The following is a 17,399-nucleotide window of genomic DNA, read 5'->3' on the forward strand; positions in this document are numbered from 1 at the left end:
AAGACTGACAAAATGTAAGCTAAACTCAGGCTAGTGCCGTATCCCATTGAAATGTTTCAATGATTTCCTTATAGGCCACTTCACCTTCAATAATATTTAATCCCTTATGCAAAGAAAGATCATCCTCACATGCTTTAAACCAACCTTTATTGGCCAATGCAAGAACATAAGGCAAGGTAACATTAGTCAATGCCATGGTTGAAGTATAGGGTACTGCACCTGGCATATTGGCTACTGAATAATGAACCACATCATCAATAATATACACCGGATCCTCGTGAGTTGTGGGTCTTGTAGTTTCCACACAACCTCCCTGATCTACCGCTACATCCACGATAACCGTCCCTGGCCGCATAGATCTTAGCATGTCCCTGGTTATAAGATTAGGAGCCTTAGCACCTTTTAAAACTACTCCTCCTATGATAAGATCATGGGTTTTTATATGCTTGCGAATATTAAATTCATTAGAGAACTCTGTCACCACATGGCTGGGCATTACATCATTGATATAGCGCAAGCGTTTCATATTAATATCCAAAATGGTTACATGGGCTCCCAGCCCTGCTGCCATTTTAGCAGCCTGAGTGCCTACAATACCGGCACCCAGCACCAATACTTTTCCAGGTGGCACGCCTGGAACACCCCCTAACAACACGCCTCTTCCTTTTTCAGGTTTTTCCAAATATTTAGCCCCTTGTTGTATGGCCATTCTTCCCGCAACTTCAGACATAGGTGTAAGCAAGGGTAATGAGCCATCTTCATCTTCTACCGTTTCATAGGCAATGCATATGGCCCCGCTGGCAATCATGGCTCGAGTCAATTTTTCACTGGAGGCAAAATGAAAATAAGTGAAGATTACCTGACCTTTTTGAATTAAGTGGTATTCTGGCTCAATAGGTTCTTTCACTTTAACAATCATATCGCTAGACAAGTATACTTCTTCTATAGTTGCCATGATGGTTGCCCCAGCTTCTATATAATCCTCGTCAAAAAAGCCACTTCCCTCTCCGGCAGTAGACTGCACATAAACAGTATGGTTGTTCTTTACAAGTTCATAAATACCGGCAGGCGTCATGCCTACCCGACTTTCATTATTTTTAATTTCTTTTGGTACCCCGATGATCATACGTAATAGTTTTGTTAGTTCTTTTCAAATTTGGAACTAATAATCGAGCCAGAAAAATAATATCGATAAAAAGTAGGGGTATTCCTTTATAATTAATCTTTTTAAAGACAATACCCCCTAATTTATAGGGGGTATTGTTTAAATAATTATATATTTTTAAATATTTCTATTAAATATAGGGAGGGGAAACCTATTATTCAACAATATTTACGATCTTGCCCGGTACCACAATGATCTTTTTGGGGATGCTGCCGCCTAATTGTGCTTTTGTCTTTTCATGAGCCAAAACCTGTTTTTCTATTTCTTCCTTAGAAAGATCTAAAGACAATGTGATCGTAAATCGCATCTTCCCGTTAAAAGAGATAGGGTATTCTTTTGTGTTTTCCACAAGGTATTTCTTCTCATATTTCGGAAAGCTGGCACCACTTACAGAGCTTGTGTGGCCCAACAGTTCCCATAATTCTTCTGCTAAATGCGGCGCATACGGAGCAATTAATACAGCCAGCGGTTCTAGTATAGCTCTACAGTAGCATTTCTGTGCGGTTAATTCATTTACACAGATCATAAAAGTAGCCACCGAGGTATTGAATGAAAAGTTCTCAATATCCTCGTTAACTTTTTTAATTGTTTTGTGCAGTGTTTTAAGGGATTCTGCTTTCGGCTCTTCCTCAGACAGGTAAAACCGACCGTCTTTATTTGAATGGTATAATCGCCACATTTTCTTTAAAAAAGAATACACCCCCGTGATCCCTGCTGTATTCCAGGGTTTGGATTGTTCCAGAGGACCTAAGAACATTTCATACAAACGCAAAGCGTCGGCTCCATATTCTTCGCATATGGCATCCGGATTCACCACATTGTATTTGGATTTCGACATTTTTTCAACTTCCCGTCCTACATAAAAGGAACCTTTTTCAAGTATAAAATCTGCCTCCTTAAATTCAGGCCGCCATGCTTTAAAAGCGGCTACGTCTAATTCATCCGAGGAGTTGACCAGAGAGACATCCGCATGGATGGGATCTACCCTTAGTCCTTTGATCAGTCCTTTTGAAAACAGCCTATTGGTGCCTTCTTCTCTATACACAAATGCACTGGTACCCAGGATCATTCCCTGGTTGATGAGTTTCCTGGCGTATTCTTCTTTGGGAACCCATCCCATATCGAACATAAATTTTTGCCAGAACCTGGAATACAATAAGTGTCCGGTAGCGTGCTCAATGCCACCAATGTAAAGATCTACATCTTGCCAATAGCCTATGGCCTCCCTGGAAAATATAGCCTCCGTATTTCCTGGATCCATATATCTGTTGAAGTACTGTGAACTACCGGCCCATCCAGGCATGGTATTCAATTCCAACGGAAATACCTCTTTGTGATCTATACGGTCATTAGAGACCACTTCTTTCGTTTTTGTGCACCAGGCCCATTGAACTGCATTTCCCAGGGGTGGCTCGCCCGTCTCTGTAGGGAGGTATTTTTCTACCTCCGGCAAGGTCAACGGAAGCTTCTCTTCCGGCACCATTACTGGTATATCATTAACATAGTAGACAGGAAAGGGCTCTCCCCAGTAGCGTTGCCTGCTAAACACAGCATCTCTTAGTCTATAATTCACTTTTCCTTTCCCAAGTCCTTTCTTTTCGAGCTCTTCAATTACTTTTTTTGAAGCTTCCTTATAAGAAAGTCCATTTAAAAAATCGGAATTAGTAATAATGGTTCCTTCTTTATCTGCAAAGGCTTCTTCGGAGATGTCCACGCCTTCAAAGATGTTCGGAATTGGGATATTAAAGTGTTTGGCAAAATCAAAATCGCGTTGATCCCCGCATGGAACGGACATTACCGCTCCTGTCCCATACCCGGCCAGCACATAGTCCCCGATCCAAATTGGAATTTTTTCCTGAGTAAACGGATGAAATGCGTATGCTCCCGTAAACACTCCACTGATGGTTTTAACATCGGCCATACGATCCCTTTCAGAACGTTTGGAGGTCTCTAAGACGTACTTTTTCACCACTACTTCCTGCTCTTTGGTTGTGATCTTGCCTACCAAGTCGTGCTCAGGTGCCAAGGTCATAAAACTCACGCCAAAGAGGGTGTCCGGCCTAGTTGTAAAAACTTCTATAGGATAGGTGCTGTTGTTGGGTCCTATTGGTTCTGTAAAAAAAGTGAGGGATGCTCCAACGGAACGACCTATCCAATTGGTTTGAGCGTCTTTTAAAGGTTGGGGCCAGTCAATGGTCTCCAGTCCATCTAATAATCGCTGTGCATAAGCGGTGATCCGCATGCTCCATTGGGTCATTTTCTTCCGCACTACCGGATGGCCACCACGTTCGGATACACCATTGACGATCTCATCGTTTGCCAAAACAGTGCCAAGGCCGGGACACCAATTTACTTCCGTATCCGCCAAATAGGTGAGTCGGTATTTCAACAACAATTTCTGTTGTGCAACATGGTCTAATGCCTTCCACTGCTCTGCTGTTAAAAAGGGAGTATCCTCGTCACAAACGGCACTGATATTAGTGTTTCCTTCTAATTTCAATTTTTCCACTAAGGCGGAAATGGGTTCTGCCTTATTCGAGTCCTTGTTATACCAGGAGTTGAATAACTGAATAAAGATCCATTGGGTCCATTTGTAATAGGTGGGGTCCGAAGTGCGCACCTCCCTGCTCCAGTCGAACGAAAATCCTAATTTATCTAATTGCTCCCTATACCTTTTGATATTTGTTTCGGTGGTAAGGGCCGGATGCTGCCCGGTTTGTATGGCATACTGCTCAGCGGGCAATCCAAAAGAATCGTACCCCATTGGATGAAGTACATTAAAGCCCTGATGTCTTTTGTAGCGTGCATAGATATCGCTGGCAATGTATCCAAGCGGATGGCCCACATGTAAGCCTGCCCCAGAGGGATAGGGAAACATATCCAGCACGTAGAATTTCTCTTTATCAGATCTATTGGAGGCCTTATATGTTTGGTGTTCTGCCCAATATCTTTGCCACTTATCCTCGATTCTTCTAAAATCGTAATTCATTGTTTTATCTTCTCTTTCTATCCCGGCAAAAATAGGCGTAATCCCTGAAACGGGAAAGCCAATACTTAGAACAAAAAAGCGTTTACCCTATAAGGCAGTGCAAAATTGTTTAAACATCGATTCCAAAATTATATATTTAGTAGTTAAAATGAATCTTTTAAAAGCTATCGTCTTTCTAATGATACTTGGCTGCAGCCACGGGCTTTCTGCGCAATTGGGTTTTTGTGCGGGGAATTCTGGGAGCCCCATCTTTACTGAAGATTTTGGAACAGGCACTACCAATGGACCCGCTTTACCTGCAGGCACCACTACCTATACCTACGTAAACGGCGCACCAGACGATGGCAGTTACACCATTGCCAGTAGCACGGCGGGGTACTTCGATTGGTTTAATATTCAGGATCATACCCCAGGTGATATAAGTGGGAAAGCGTTTATTGTAAATGCAAGCTTTACACCCGGGGAATTCTATAAGAGAACTATCACCGGCCTATGTGAAAATACTTCCTATGAGTTTTCCTCCTGGTTATTGAATTTACACCCCAGATCCGGTGCCGGATGCCCGGGAACTGGCATTCCTATAAATGTAAAATTCGAAATTTGGGATAGTACGGATACTAATTTACTGGCCTCCGGGGAAACCGGAGATATTGTAGACAAGACCTCTCCGGAATGGGGCCAGTATGCCTTACTTTTTACAACAGTTCCTGGCCAGACATCCGTCATTTTAAAAATGATCAATAACGGCAGTGGAGGCTGCGGTAATGACCTGGCCATTGATGATATTGTCTTTAGATCATGCGGAGACCTGATCACTATATCAGACACCGCCAATGAAACTTCCATTTATGCCTGTGAAGATGATGGTCCGGTGAGTGCCACTATAACCGCTTCCCCGGATTTCAGTATATTCTCAAATCATTTCTATCAATGGCAGGAGAGTACAGATGCCATAAATTGGCTCGATATTCCCGGTGAAACAACGGATACTTACAGCACCCCGCTCGTTAATAGCGATACCTACTACAGGGTAAAGGTTTCAGAAGACCTGATCAATATTTCTAACGACCTATGTAATGTTATTTCAGAGGTCTTCGAAATCATTTTGGTGCCCACTCCTAATCCGCCAAACAGCATAGGAGATATACGCATTTGTGAAAATATTGAAAATGGCATCCTTACCGTGAGAGTTCCTCCCGGAATGCTGGTGAACTGGTATGATGCCCCCACCGGCGGAACACTGGTAGCGTCTAACACTTCTTCCTTTACTACAGACACGGCAGGAACATACTATGCAGAAGCAGTACCAACGATGGCCAATTGCCCATCGGATAACAGGACTGCTGTTACCCTGGAGTTCTATCCCCTACCGGTGGTAATAGATGAGGAACTATTTTTTTGTGAAAATACCGATATTACACTAGAATCCCGGGTCACTGGGGTGACATATGAATGGAATACCGGTGAAACTACACCCAACATTACCGTTTCTCAACCGGGTACCTACACGGTGGAGGTGACAGATCCCAGAGGTTGTTCTAACATAAAAACAATATTGCTTAATCAGATAGATCTGCCCGTTGTAGATGAGGTTTTTTCCCAGGATTACGACATTCTGATCTCAACCTTAAATGAGGGAGTGTTTGAGTATTCCTTAGATGGTATCAATTTCCAGGATGAATCTCGTTTTTTTAATATCCCGGGGGGAGTTTATACTATTTATGTAAGGAATGATATTAGTTGTGGAAATGTTAGTGTAAGCTACTTTCACCTGGTGGTCCCTAAATTTTTTACCCCCAATGGAGATAATATCAATGATGTTTTTAAAATTGATGGCATAGAAACTACCCCGGATTACGAGATAAACCTCTTCGATCGGTATGGAAAATTACTAAAAAGCTCCTTTAATGCCCCTATGCTCTGGGATGGCAGGTATAATAATCAGGATATGCCATCCGGAGATTATTGGTATTCGATAAGGATAGAGGGCGAGCTTTTCAAAGGACATGTTTCTCTCAAAAGGTAAGTTTGGAAACGGGTGGTACCAATCAATCTAAAATAATAACAATGCTCTGCTCTTAAGGTTCATCATACTTTAGTATTTTTACGCCATTATAAGCCTTCTATGAGTACAAGTTTTGAACGATATCAAAAAAGAAAATTGATTTCTTCTTATTTCTCTGTGGTGTTAAGCATAGGATTAGTTCTTTTTCTTCTTGGGGTTTTGGGACTTTTGGTACTCAATACAAAAAAACTGGCCGATCATTTTAAGGAACAAATAACCTTATCCGTTTTTTTAAAGGACAATGCCAAACAGGTAGAAATAGATCAGCTCCAAAAAAGTCTGGCTCTGGCTCCATACACCAAAACTGCTACCTATGTTTCCAAAGAGGAAGCTGCGGAACAACACAGTGATGAGATCGGAGAGAATTTTATTGATTTTCTCGGCTATAATCCGCTAAAGAATTCAATAGATGTGCAGTTAAATGCAGAGTTCGTAACTACAGATCAGATCGCTTCTATTGCCGAGGAAATTTCAGCCAAGGGATATGTGGAAGAAGTGAGTTATGACAAACCTCTCATAGCACTGCTCACCGACAATGTAAAAAAGATCTCCTTCTGGATACTTACGGTCTGTGCCATCTTTACTTTTATCGCAGTACTATTGATCAATAGCTCTATTCGTCTCTCCATATACTCTAAACGCTTTATAATTAAAACCATGCAAATGGTGGGGGCCACCAAAACCTTTATCAGAAGGCCGTTTATCTGGATTAATATTAAATTGGGGATGTTAGGGGCGCTATTGGCGCTATTGGTTTTGGGCGCATTATTGTACTACATGGATCTCAATTTCCCCGAACTAAGTCTTCTGGAAGATTACTGGATACTGGGAGCACTTTTTTTAGGGGTGTTCATTCTCGGCGTATTGATTTCGCTTTTAAGTACCTTTTTCGCCACCCAGCGATTCCTAAATCTTAGGACAGACGATTTATATTATTAACTTTGCTGCCATGGGTAAGAAGAATAAGAATCAACAGGAAATTAATAGAAAGGAATTCATTTTTCAAAAAAAGAATTACCTCTTTATGTTTATTGGTATTGCCTGTATGGCCTTAGGATTTATTTTGATGAGTGGGGGAGGAAGTGATGACCCTACCGTTTTTAATACGGACATCTACAATTTCAGAAGAATACGTCTGGCTCCTACCCTGGTCTTAATAGGTTTAGGCCTGGAAGTGTACGCCATCCTGTTAAATCCTCATAAGAAAAATTAATTGGAAATCATTGACGCCATCATTCTTGGTATTGTTCAGGGATTAACAGAATTCTTGCCGGTTTCATCCAGCGGGCATCTAGAACTGGGAAAGGCCATTTTAGGAGACGCCTCCATCCCGGAAGATAGCCTCCTTTTCACTGTTATACTGCATTTTGCCACAGCGCTTAGCACGATCGTGGTTTTTAGAGCCGATGTATTGGAAATATTGAAAGGATTATTGTGTTTCAAGTGGAATGAAGAAACCCGGTTTTCCCTTAAGATTATTCTCTCCATGTTCCCTGCAGCCTTTATAGGTTTATTTTTTGAAGAACGATTAGAAGGCCTTTTTGGTGAAAATGTATTACTCGTTGGTTATATGCTGATCATCACAGCCTTGTTGTTATATCTGGCAGACAGAGCGAAAGAAACAGATAAAAAGGTAACCTTTTTAAATGCCTTTATTATTGGTGTCTCTCAGGCAATTGCCATTTTACCCGGGATCTCCAGAAGCGGTGCCACTATTTCAACATCGGTTCTGCTGGGAATTGATAAATCCAAAGCAGCTCGCTTTTCTTTCCTAATGGTAGTACCCCTTATTTTAGGTAAAATGGCAAAAGACCTTTTTGGAGGACAGATAGATTTTCACAGTGCCCAAATAGCCAGTTTGGGAGCCGGATTTATAGCCGCTTTTTTAGCCGGCCTCGTAGCCTGCACCTGGATGATCCAATTGGTTAGGCAAAGTAAACTGCAGTATTTTGCTATCTATTGCTTTCTTGTTGGCCTTGTCGCCATCGCTTTTGGCCTCTGGAACTAAAACCTTCGAAATGAAAGCCTCTGTTGCATCCATATCCAAAGATGAGTTCCTGGAAGGGCAAATCCTGCTCTTGGATAAGCCCTTAAACTGGACATCTTTCCAAGCGGTTAATTCAGTAAAATGGACCATCAGAAAAAAGTTTAGCCTTAAGAAAATAAAGGTCGGACACGCAGGCACTTTAGATCCCTTAGCAACGGGTTTACTAGTGGTTTGTACCGGAAAATTTACCAAGAAGATAGCAGATTTACAGGGACAATTAAAAGAGTATACGGGTACCATCACCCTGGGGGCCACCACTCCCTCCTATGACCTGGAAACCGAGGTTCAGGAGATAATGAGTACTGACCAACTTACGAGCCAAGAAATTATTGAGGCTACCCACCAATTTAAGGGCGCCATTCAACAAAAACCTCCACTGTTCTCGGCACTAAAAAAGGATGGAAAACGTTTATATGAATATGCAAGGGAGGGATCAGAGGTAGACATCCCATCTCGTGAGGTAGAGATTTTTAATTTTGAGATTTCTGCGATTAACATGCCAACAGTAGACTTTAGGATAATTTGCAGCAAAGGTACTTACATACGATCTCTGGCACACGATTTTGGGAAGGCCTTGGGCGTAGGGGGCCATCTTTCCGCCTTGAGAAGAACCAAAATAGGTGAATACAACGTAGATAATGCAGTAGATCCTACTATTTTCAGAACGCTACTGTTAGAGGAATAGCCAGTTCTTTTTGTAATTTAATGGACTGCTAAGAACTTTTTTATGAAAAAAGTGTCACATATCTTCCAGGGGTTAATGAATTTGAACAGAAATCAACTTTCGTTCATCATCACCTTTTTTTCCCTGGCCCTGATGATCTTGCTACTGTACAATTTACATTTGGGTGCGGAGCAAGAGGATGAATATGTGATAGAAATGAGTCTTGCCGATGAAGATCTGCAAGAACTGTTAGAGCAGGAAGAGAAACTGGCCGAAGAATTGGCCAATGCAGATCCCATAAAAAGTAACCAGGCGATTAATGAAACTGCCAAGCCAAGTTTTGGCAACCCTGAGCCCTTGAAAACACTGGAGGAACTCATGGAAGAACACAATCTGAATTCTGAAGAAAATTCCCTTGATGATATTGTAAATGCAGATCCTGAATATGCGGCCACCTTAAGGGAGCTGGCTAAAAAACGGGAAGAGCGAAAAGAACAATTAGGTGAAAAGGAAGCAGAGAAAAAAGAATTTACAGATTACCTGGCGAACAGGAGGACACGTATAACCTATTCCCTTGTAGACAGGCGGAATTATGAACTTCCCCCACCCATCTATACCTGCCTGGAAGGGGGCACCGTAGTGATCAATATAAAGGTAGATAAATTAGGTTATGTTATTGAAGCAGATTTCAATGCCACCAGCTCTAATACCTCTAATGGCTGTTTGGTAGAGAATGCCAAGGAGTACGCACTTAAAGCAAGGTTTAACGCTTCCACAAAAACGACTCAAATAGGGACTATTACCTATCTATTTCAAAGTAAGTAAAAGCCGCAGGTCGTTCAGAATATTTTGTCCTTTATCCTTATTAAACCACTGTTGCAGGTCCTCCTTAAATTCCGGGGATAGGGATCCATGTAGTTGTTTGTATTCCGTGGCCAGTTGGGTTGCCTTACCGGGTAAGGGGCCCCAGGTTCCCAGCACTTCCATAGTATCCTTTTCTATCATTATCAATTTAGGAATGGACATTTTGTTATCCGTAAGAAATGAAGCCATTAACTTGGGGTGCTGATTTCGGAGAACAATCCGAAGCGTAATCTTATCATTGGTCATGGCAATCTTATTCATCACCGGCAGGGAAGGAGCAGCATCACCACACCAACTTTCAGTGATCACCAGCCAATACACTTTCTTTTGATACCCCTGTAGTTGCTGTACAACCTCATCCGATATCTTCAAGGTTTTGTCCCAGCGACGCATTCTCTGATCGTTCAAAATGGTATACTGTTTATACGCTTGCGTTTGTTCTGGCCCAGTGGTACCGTCCTTTGCCGCCAGGTTTGAGACCAGTTCGCGAAACGCTGTGTACGACATGGCATCTGCAAGTGCCTTTTCAATGATTCCTTTAGTAGTATGACCGGTCATAGAATTTTTAAGGATCTTAGGTTTTACAAATGAAAAAGACTGTGGAAAATACTTTTTATTGGTAGTACAAAGTATTCATTCCTTACATAGAGCTATTGATAGTGTCCTGAACTACAAATTTTCCGGATTGATGGCTAAACTCTGAAAAAGCTTTGCCTTAGCTGTAAAGAACTTGTTTTGGAGCTCGTTTTGCTTTAGCCTGGCATCTATAAGCGTGTTTTCCCGGCTATTGATCAGGAATAAAGAACTCTCCCCAAAACTAAACTTCCGTTCCTCTCCGCTCAGCAATACGCCATAATTGTTTACTATATCGAATACTAATTTATTCTGCTCGTCATAAGAATCGAGTTCATTATAGATCGCCAGGATCTTATTGGTGATAGATACCGTTGCGTTGTCATACTCATATTCTGCATCCCTCAACTTAAACTTTGCCAGCTTAAGTTCTCCCCTCTCTTTTCTCAAAAAGAGTGGCAAACGCACATTGAGTCCGCTTTTGTAATTTTCCGAACCAAGAGAATTGATCAATTCGGGTGTTTCGGTCAGGAAATTATACTCCAAATCTATTGTAGGCAACAGATTATTGGATTTTAGTCTTCTGTCTATAACCAGTTGATCTATTTTAGAGGCGAGCGATTTTATCTTTGGATGATTTTCAATGGTAAAGCTATCTAAAGGTTTTCCGAGAATTTCCAAGGCAATATCTATCTCATTTTGAAGGGAGGTATCTGGGATGATACCATCCTCCAGTTCAACAGGTACATCGTTGGGCATCCAAAGAAAGTTAGATAACTCCAAAGCTGTATTACGAAGGGCCACTTCTGCCTGTGTAAGGCCAAGTGCCCTGTTTTGATAAGCGATCTTCGCTTCAACAGTATCAATGGCCGCAATATCTCCGGAAAGTGCCCTTTCTTTTACGCCTTCGAACCGAATAGATGCATTTTCCAGAAAATTTCGGAAGATCTCGCGGTCGTTATACGCCTGAAGCCAGTTGAAGTATGCCACAGAAGCCTCATAAAGAATACTATTCACCAGGAGGTCCCTGTCTGCCAGAGTTTGCTCTCTGAAAAACTTAGCTTTTCGGAGGGTCGCCATCCTGTCATTTGCCAAAAAGCCCTGACCTAAAGAAAAAGATACCCCGGCGCTGTAAAGTCCGTCCTCGGGCAAAGTTCGCTCCGGATTCAAAAAATCACCATCTGTCTGCTCAAAATTCCCTTTTAGTTCAACTCCATACCAGGTAGGGATCTTAAAGGTTGCATTCAATTGGTCGTAATATTCGGTTCCTTTGAATTTCTTCCTATTGTAATCTACTTCCACCTTAGGATCGAACCCTCCACGTGCCTTCATCAGGTTTGCTTCACCAACGGCAATGACCAATTCGGCTTGTTTTGCAATAGGATGATATTTTTTAACATACCCCAGGTATTCCCTGAAATGAAGCGTCAGCCCGTCTTTTTCCTGGGCGGCCATGGAAAAGCATCCTAAAATCATGAAAAGTACAAGCAGCTTCTTCATCATTATTTTTTAGCTGAATTTGCCATGATATCTTCCGGTTGATAATAGTTAGGAGGGAAACCGTTTAACTGTCTCCACAACTCATACCAAATAGGCACATCTTCCAGGAGTGCCAGGGTATTTGCCCCAGAACCCACACGGATGTCTTTAGGCCAGTCATAGTCTTCCGGATCTGGCGCCAGGAGCACTCTGTATTTTCCATTGCTGCTAATAAAGGTTTCAATGGCTACCACAGTACCTCCATAGGTTCCGTAAGACACATTGGGCCAACCACTGAAAATGATCGCGGGCCATCCATCGAACTGAATACGGACCTTTTCCCCTAGATGGATAAGTGGAAGATCGATGGGTGCCACAAAGGTCTCCACTGCCAATTGGTATTCTGATGGCATGATCCCCACCAATTGATCTCCCTCTTTAAAAGTCTCACCGATCCCTGCCTGCAAGGCTTTGTTTATAAATCCACTTTGCGGGGCACGGATATAATACATCTGGCTCCGTATCTCGTAATTAGTGTATTCATTTTCGAGCTTCGTTACCTGTGCTTCAGAATCAAACTGACTAGACTGGGCCGTGTACATGTCACTTTCTGCCTTTGAGATCTTTTCTGTGTATTCTGCCTGCACCCTGTTGATCTCCATAGATGCATTTAGGATCTCATTCTTAGCGGCGAGAAGTTTGTTCTCCTGAGAGATCAGTTTAGCCTGGGTTTCCTGTAATTTCAGACGTTTTTCTTCCACATCGGTCACTGCCTTCAAACCTTCATTCTGTAGCTGAACTACCCGATCGTATTGTCGCTGAGCAATGCTGATATTTGTTTTAGCTGCCTCGAGATCTATGCTGTCGCTCTGTACTTTCAACCCGGCTTGCAGCAGTTTGTTTCGCGCCTGCTCCAGCTTTAAGATCCGCTCATTGTTCAACGCCTGCATTTGTGAATTCAGCGATTTTACCTTTCCCTGGTAGGAAGTTACAGACATAGATTTCGCCTTGATCTGATCCCCGGTTCTGGCGATCAGATTTGGATCGAAGTATTCATTTTTTACCTCTGAAATAAAAAGAATAGTATCCCCTTTATTTACAAAATCGCCTTCTTGCACATACCACTTTTCTATCCTTCCCGGGATGGGAGATTGTATTGTTTGAGGTCTGTGCTCCGGATTTCGGGTCGTTAGGTAACCATCCCCGGAGATCGTTTGAGTCCAGGGCAAAAATAGCACGACAAACCCAACAAGAGTAAAGGCCAGCAAAAAGCGGTCAAAATGCTTGTAATGTCGTGAATGAAAAACCTTTTGTGATGATTTAAATGGCAAAAGGTCAATTTTCTGATTCAGCCTGTTTGGAGATATATTCAGCATAGCTTTACTTCTCTTTAATTATTTGCCCATCTTTCATGGTAATGATCCTGGCACATTGCTTTACCCATTTTGGATTCTGACTAACCACAACCAAGGCCCATGGATTTTTTCTGTCTGACAAGAACTTCATCATTTTTTCCGCTTCTTCCGGGTTGAAATGATCCAATGGATCTTTCAGGATAAGTAAGCGGGGCCTCCGCACAATACTTCGGGCCAATACTATTTTTTTGCTGATCACATAAGGAATTTGTTGCCCTTCCGGATATAGCATAGTTTTTAGGCCCTTTGGTTGATTCTTTACAAATTCTGTTAGACCGGCATGCTCTAATGCCCAATAGACGTCTTCATTGCTCAATGAGGTATCACCGAAAGTGATATTTTCAAGGATACTACCCTCAAAAGGTGATTCCTCCGATAGAGATTGCCCAATGTGAGACCTGTAGTAATCCAGGGAGATCGATTTAAGAGAGACATTATTGACATAAATAGTTCCTGCATCTGGTTCCAGAATGCCAGCAATGAGTCGCAACAGAGTGGATTTACCCGAACTACTATCCCCATTGATCAATATTGTACAACCGGGTGTGATCATAATGGAGACCTTGTTAATTATATAATTTTCTGTGCCCGGCACTTTATACACAATATCCTTGAGTTCTATATTGAAAGGATCGTTTTCTTTGAAAGGTCTTTCACCATCCTGAGACTCCAGATCTTTATCTACCACCTGCCCCAGCTTTTCTAAAGAGGTCAGTAAATCATAGAAGGTTTCCAATCCAAGGATAAGTTTTTCAACACTATTGATCACCAGAAGAATGATGATCTCCGCTGCCACAAACTGCCCAATATTCATCTCCTGGTTCAGCACCAAAATCCCTCCGATTAGCAGGAGTCCAAGGGTAACCAAAATCTTAAACCCTATCATTTGTATAAATTGAATCACCAGGATACGAAAATGACTCTCCCGAGCTTCCAGGTATTTCTCAACTAAAAGATCGTTCTTATACATTGCCAAATTTGTTTTGCCCGAAAGCTTAAAACTAATGATAGACCTGGCTACTTCCTGAATCCAATGGGCCACTTTGTATTTGTTCTCGGATTCGGCAAGACTAGTATCCAGGCCTCTTTGAGCTGTAAACTTAAAGACAAAGTAGATTAGTATCAATAACAGAAATCCGTAGATAATAAAGAAAGGGTGATAAAAGGATAGCAGCAACAACCCAAAGATGATCTGCAACAAAGCTGCAGGGAAGTCTACCAGGATCTTTGCCAATCCTTTTTGAACGGTAATTGTGTCAAAGAAACGGTTAGCCAACTCCGGAGGGTAAAAATTGCGTAATTCGCTCATTTTTATCTTTGGAAAACGATATGCAAATTCGAAAGAGGCACGTGTAAATATCTTCTGTTGTAAATTTTCTATGATGCGTATCTGCATCAATTGCAATATTCCAACAAAAGCGACCCCAAGGGTAACCAGTATGACCAGCACAATCCAGGAGGTGCTGATCTGGGCTCCCTGTATCAAATTAATGATCGCCTGTATTCCCAGGGGAAGGGAGAGGTTTACGAGTCCGGCAAAAATGGCGTAATAAAAGACCTGCAGAACGTCTCTCTTATCCAATTTTAGCAACCCTAATAAACGTTGCCATGCAGTAAGTACAGTTTTGGCCATCTTAGATTTCTTTTATGGAATTAAACACCAGATGTTTAAAATATTCAGTGGGGGTGACCTTATTATTGCAATCGGTCAATGAAGGAAAATGCTGTGTTAAAAAATATTGATGCAGGGAACCTTCCAATAAGGTACTCGCCAGACTTGAGGGATACATGTAATTGGGTTTAAGATTCTCTATCATTTCACTGATCCTTAGAACCATGCGCTTGTATATCTCAAAATACCCTTCCTTATTCTCGGTATCTACTTCTTTGGTAAGATACGACTTGGAATACTCATTAATAATGATGTCGTTGAGCAGCACTTCATTTATATGGGAATAGGAGGCATCCAGAACCACGGGCTGGGTTATTATTTCAATGGCCTTTTCCAATTTTTCGGTAGGATCTGCTATACTATTGGTTGCAAAAACAAACTGATATTCCTGCCAACCCCAATACCAGGAGGTTAAGTAAAGCAATAGCTTGTGTTTATTCTCAAAATAGCGGTAGATAGAACTTTCATTAGAACCTATCATTTCGCCTAACTTTTTAAAGGTAAAAGCATCAAAACCCATATCGTGTAACATAAGAATACTGTGCTCTATGATCCTTTTCCCAAGATCTGAAGACTCCGGGTCTTTCAGATAGGTCATTTTATTGACCTCAATCTTCATGGACTGCAATAAATGTTTCATATTAATCCGACTTTAAGGCGACAAATATAATAGTATTACTATCACTTTATAATAGTTTAACTGTTTTTTAACAAGAGTATTGCTTGACATATTGCGATTAAGTATATACATTTGAGATACTAAACAAAAACTAAACTCATGGTTCTCAAAAGATTCCTAATAGCATGCATGTTTAGCGGTGCGACCTTTGCTTTCGCCCAGGAAAAACAGCAAATCCCCATTGAGGCCGGGACTGTCCTAACCATTGCAAAACCATCAACAGCCAACTATAAGCACATCGATTTTCCAAGAAAGAATTTCATCATAAAACGCGGAGGTATCGCAAATTTTAAGACGCTTTATGGAAAAAAAGTCGAAGTAGTTTCGCATTCCTATTCTGCTGACGGGCAAACCATCGTGACTCTTAAGCCAGCAGATGGAACAAAATTTTTTAGAAATTTCAGTACGGTAGATGCGCACTTAGAAGATGCCCTGTCTACAGGTGAACTGATAAAGTAAGTGTTTGTTCTCTGATACCGGTGTGCATCGATCCTTTTCCATTGGGATCGAAGCTGCCGGTTTTGTTTTTCCTGATCAGTAATTTTCATACCAACTAAATTTCTCCTTTATCACCTCATCTTTTTCTGCCCTTATATATTCTAAATACGCCTGAGCCGTTGGTGAGAATTTCTTTGAATGCAGCCAGATAAGATTCCATGAGGTACTAATAGGCAAACCCTTTGTAGGTAATATTTGAAGGGATCCATTGTTCAACTCATTCTTTAAGCCAATTATGGGCATAATGGAATATCCTAGACCCGCAATAACTGCTTGTTTAACTGCCTCATTAGAAGTTAGCTCCATGATCTTTCCGGTTCGAATGCTATTGGCACTTAGAAAATCGACCATAGCCTTTCTTGTGGCCGATCCTTGCTCCCTGAAAATAAAGGGCAATTTTTCAAAATCCGACTTTCGTATTTTCTCCTTAACCTGAGCGGGAAATTGACTGCCAACCAGATAGAGCTTATTCTGCATCAAGGTGACCTTTTTGACATTCAATTGTTCGGGCAATACAGAGACCAGTGCAAAGTCGACCGCATTATCCTCAAGGCTTTTAATTACTCCGGCCTTGTTGGTTACATCTATATGTAGATCTACTCCCTCGTGCTGCCTGATGAATCCCGATAAAAAATAGGGCATCACATATTTTGCTGTGGAGACAATAGAAATACTCAGCTTTCCTACCAGCTGACCTTTGTAGGCCTTTGATCTGTAGCGAATAGCATGCACTTCATTCAGGATCCGTTCACTGGCCTCAGCGATCTCATAGCCGAATTCTGTTATGTATAATTGCCTTCCGATAACCTCTGTCAGCGGAATATCGAACTGGTCCTGAAGCTTTTTAAGCTGAATAGATACCGCGGGTTGGGTTAAATGGAGCTCCTCAGAAGCCTTGGTAATACTCTTGGTTTCCGAGATCTTTTTAAAGATGCGCAATTGTTGCAAAGTATAATTCATAAGTAATAGTTATGTACATCGCATTAAATATAAAAAAAAATAAACATCTTCTTCCGAAGATCGAAGGATTACGCCAAGCGGAGGAACGTAGTCTGGTTAATACTTCTTGTTTATCTTTAAAGATTTTTAAAATATTCTCCTATCTTTAAGAAAGGGATCTAGGCAATGGAAAAAAAACGCTGTGGATGGTGCTTGAGCAGTGATTTGTATAAATCATATCACGATCACGAATGGGGTGTACCTGTAAAGGACGACGCCACCCTCTTTGAATTTCTGATCCTGGAAACCTTCCAGGCCGGACTTAGTTGGATCACTATCCTGAATAAACG

The 17,399-nt window shown here is 41.6% G+C and carries 16 protein-coding genes; 8 read left to right on the forward strand and 8 right to left on the reverse strand.

Annotated elements, in window-relative coordinates; translation table 11 throughout:
* Window positions 1–25: 25 nt before the first annotated feature.
* Entirely contained in the window at window positions 26–1,126 is a 1,101-nt protein-coding gene (gene ald, locus WBM49_RS03120) for an alanine dehydrogenase (RefSeq protein ID WP_424370605.1), read from the reverse strand.
* A 193-nt stretch (window positions 1,127–1,319) separates the two neighbouring features.
* The gene (leuS, locus tag WBM49_RS03125; protein WP_424370606.1) at window positions 1,320–4,154 is read right to left on the reverse strand and encodes a leucine--tRNA ligase; all 2,835 of its coding nucleotides are present in this window, start codon (window positions 4,152–4,154) and stop codon (window positions 1,320–1,322) included.
* Window positions 4,155–4,302: 148 nt separating this feature from the next.
* On the opposite strand from leuS, the gene WBM49_RS03130 reads away from it, so the two are divergent.
* The 6 genes from WBM49_RS03130 (at window position 4,303) to WBM49_RS03155 (ending at window position 9,755) form a co-directional block, all read left to right on the forward strand.
* Complete coding sequence (locus WBM49_RS03130; RefSeq protein ID WP_424370607.1) at window positions 4,303–6,180, forward strand: T9SS type B sorting domain-containing protein; 1,878 nt, start codon at window positions 4,303–4,305, stop codon at window positions 6,178–6,180.
* A gap of 99 nt (window positions 6,181–6,279) precedes the next feature.
* The gene (locus WBM49_RS03135) at window positions 6,280–7,158 is read left to right on the forward strand and encodes a cell division protein FtsX (RefSeq protein ID WP_424370608.1); all 879 of its coding nucleotides are present in this window, start codon (window positions 6,280–6,282) and stop codon (window positions 7,156–7,158) included.
* 10 nt (window positions 7,159–7,168) lie between these two features.
* Window positions 7,169–7,432: a DUF3098 domain-containing protein gene (locus WBM49_RS03140; RefSeq protein ID WP_424370609.1), complete on the forward strand. Its 264-nt coding sequence runs from the start codon at window positions 7,169–7,171 to the stop codon at window positions 7,430–7,432.
* Complete coding sequence (locus tag WBM49_RS03145; RefSeq protein WP_424370610.1) at window positions 7,433–8,227, forward strand: undecaprenyl-diphosphate phosphatase; 795 nt, start codon at window positions 7,433–7,435, stop codon at window positions 8,225–8,227.
* A 10-nt stretch (window positions 8,228–8,237) separates the two neighbouring features.
* Window positions 8,238–8,951, forward strand: coding sequence for a tRNA pseudouridine(55) synthase TruB (gene truB, locus WBM49_RS03150; protein WP_424370611.1), 714 nt, complete (start codon window positions 8,238–8,240; stop codon window positions 8,949–8,951).
* Window positions 8,952–8,993: 42 nt separating this feature from the next.
* On the forward strand, window positions 8,994–9,755 hold the full coding sequence (locus WBM49_RS03155; RefSeq protein WP_424370612.1) for a hypothetical protein: 762 nt from the start codon (window positions 8,994–8,996) through the stop codon (window positions 9,753–9,755).
* Here WBM49_RS03155 and WBM49_RS03160 read toward each other — a convergent pair.
* The 5 genes from WBM49_RS03160 to WBM49_RS03180 form a co-directional block, all read right to left on the reverse strand.
* Window positions 9,738–10,352, reverse strand: a complete 615-nt coding sequence (locus tag WBM49_RS03160; protein WP_424370613.1) for a thioredoxin family protein — start codon at window positions 10,350–10,352, stop codon at window positions 9,738–9,740. The two genes, WBM49_RS03155 and WBM49_RS03160, sit on opposite strands and share 18 nt — an antisense overlap.
* Window positions 10,353–10,463: 111 nt before the next feature.
* The gene (locus WBM49_RS03165; RefSeq protein ID WP_424370614.1) at window positions 10,464–11,870 is read right to left on the reverse strand and encodes a TolC family protein; all 1,407 of its coding nucleotides are present in this window, start codon (window positions 11,868–11,870) and stop codon (window positions 10,464–10,466) included.
* Window positions 11,870–13,222 carry an HlyD family secretion protein gene (locus WBM49_RS03170; protein ID WP_424370615.1) on the reverse strand — a complete coding sequence of 451 codons (1,353 nt, stop codon included), beginning with the start codon at window positions 13,220–13,222 and terminating at the stop codon, window positions 11,870–11,872. The genes WBM49_RS03165 and WBM49_RS03170 overlap by 1 nt, the downstream gene beginning before the upstream one ends.
* Before the next feature lie 4 nt (window positions 13,223–13,226).
* Window positions 13,227–14,894 (reverse strand): peptidase domain-containing ABC transporter, encoded by a 1,668-nt coding sequence (locus WBM49_RS03175; RefSeq protein WP_424370616.1) that lies wholly within the window; start codon window positions 14,892–14,894, stop codon window positions 13,227–13,229.
* 1 nt (window position 14,895) lies between these two features.
* On the reverse strand, window positions 14,896–15,573 hold the full coding sequence (locus WBM49_RS03180; protein WP_424370617.1) for a TetR/AcrR family transcriptional regulator: 678 nt from the start codon (window positions 15,571–15,573) through the stop codon (window positions 14,896–14,898).
* Between the two features lie 138 nt (window positions 15,574–15,711).
* On the opposite strand from WBM49_RS03180, the gene WBM49_RS03185 reads away from it, so the two are divergent.
* The gene (locus WBM49_RS03185; protein ID WP_424370618.1) at window positions 15,712–16,071 is read left to right on the forward strand and encodes a hypothetical protein; all 360 of its coding nucleotides are present in this window, start codon (window positions 15,712–15,714) and stop codon (window positions 16,069–16,071) included.
* 75 nt (window positions 16,072–16,146) lie between these two features.
* Here the strand turns inward: WBM49_RS03185 and WBM49_RS03190 are convergent, their stop codons facing one another.
* A complete protein-coding gene (locus tag WBM49_RS03190) occupies window positions 16,147–17,070 on the reverse strand; it encodes a LysR family transcriptional regulator (protein WP_424370619.1) in 924 nt (307 codons plus the stop codon).
* A 165-nt stretch (window positions 17,071–17,235) separates the two neighbouring features.
* Here WBM49_RS03190 and WBM49_RS03195 point away from each other — a divergent pair.
* Window positions 17,236–17,399 (forward strand): DNA-3-methyladenine glycosylase I (locus tag WBM49_RS03195; RefSeq protein WP_424370620.1); only part of this gene is annotated, 164 nt, incomplete at its 3' end.

The sequence above is a fragment of the Muriicola sp. genome (genome assembly GCF_049669965.1).
Classification (GTDB): Bacteria; Bacteroidota; Bacteroidia; order Flavobacteriales; family Flavobacteriaceae; genus Muriicola.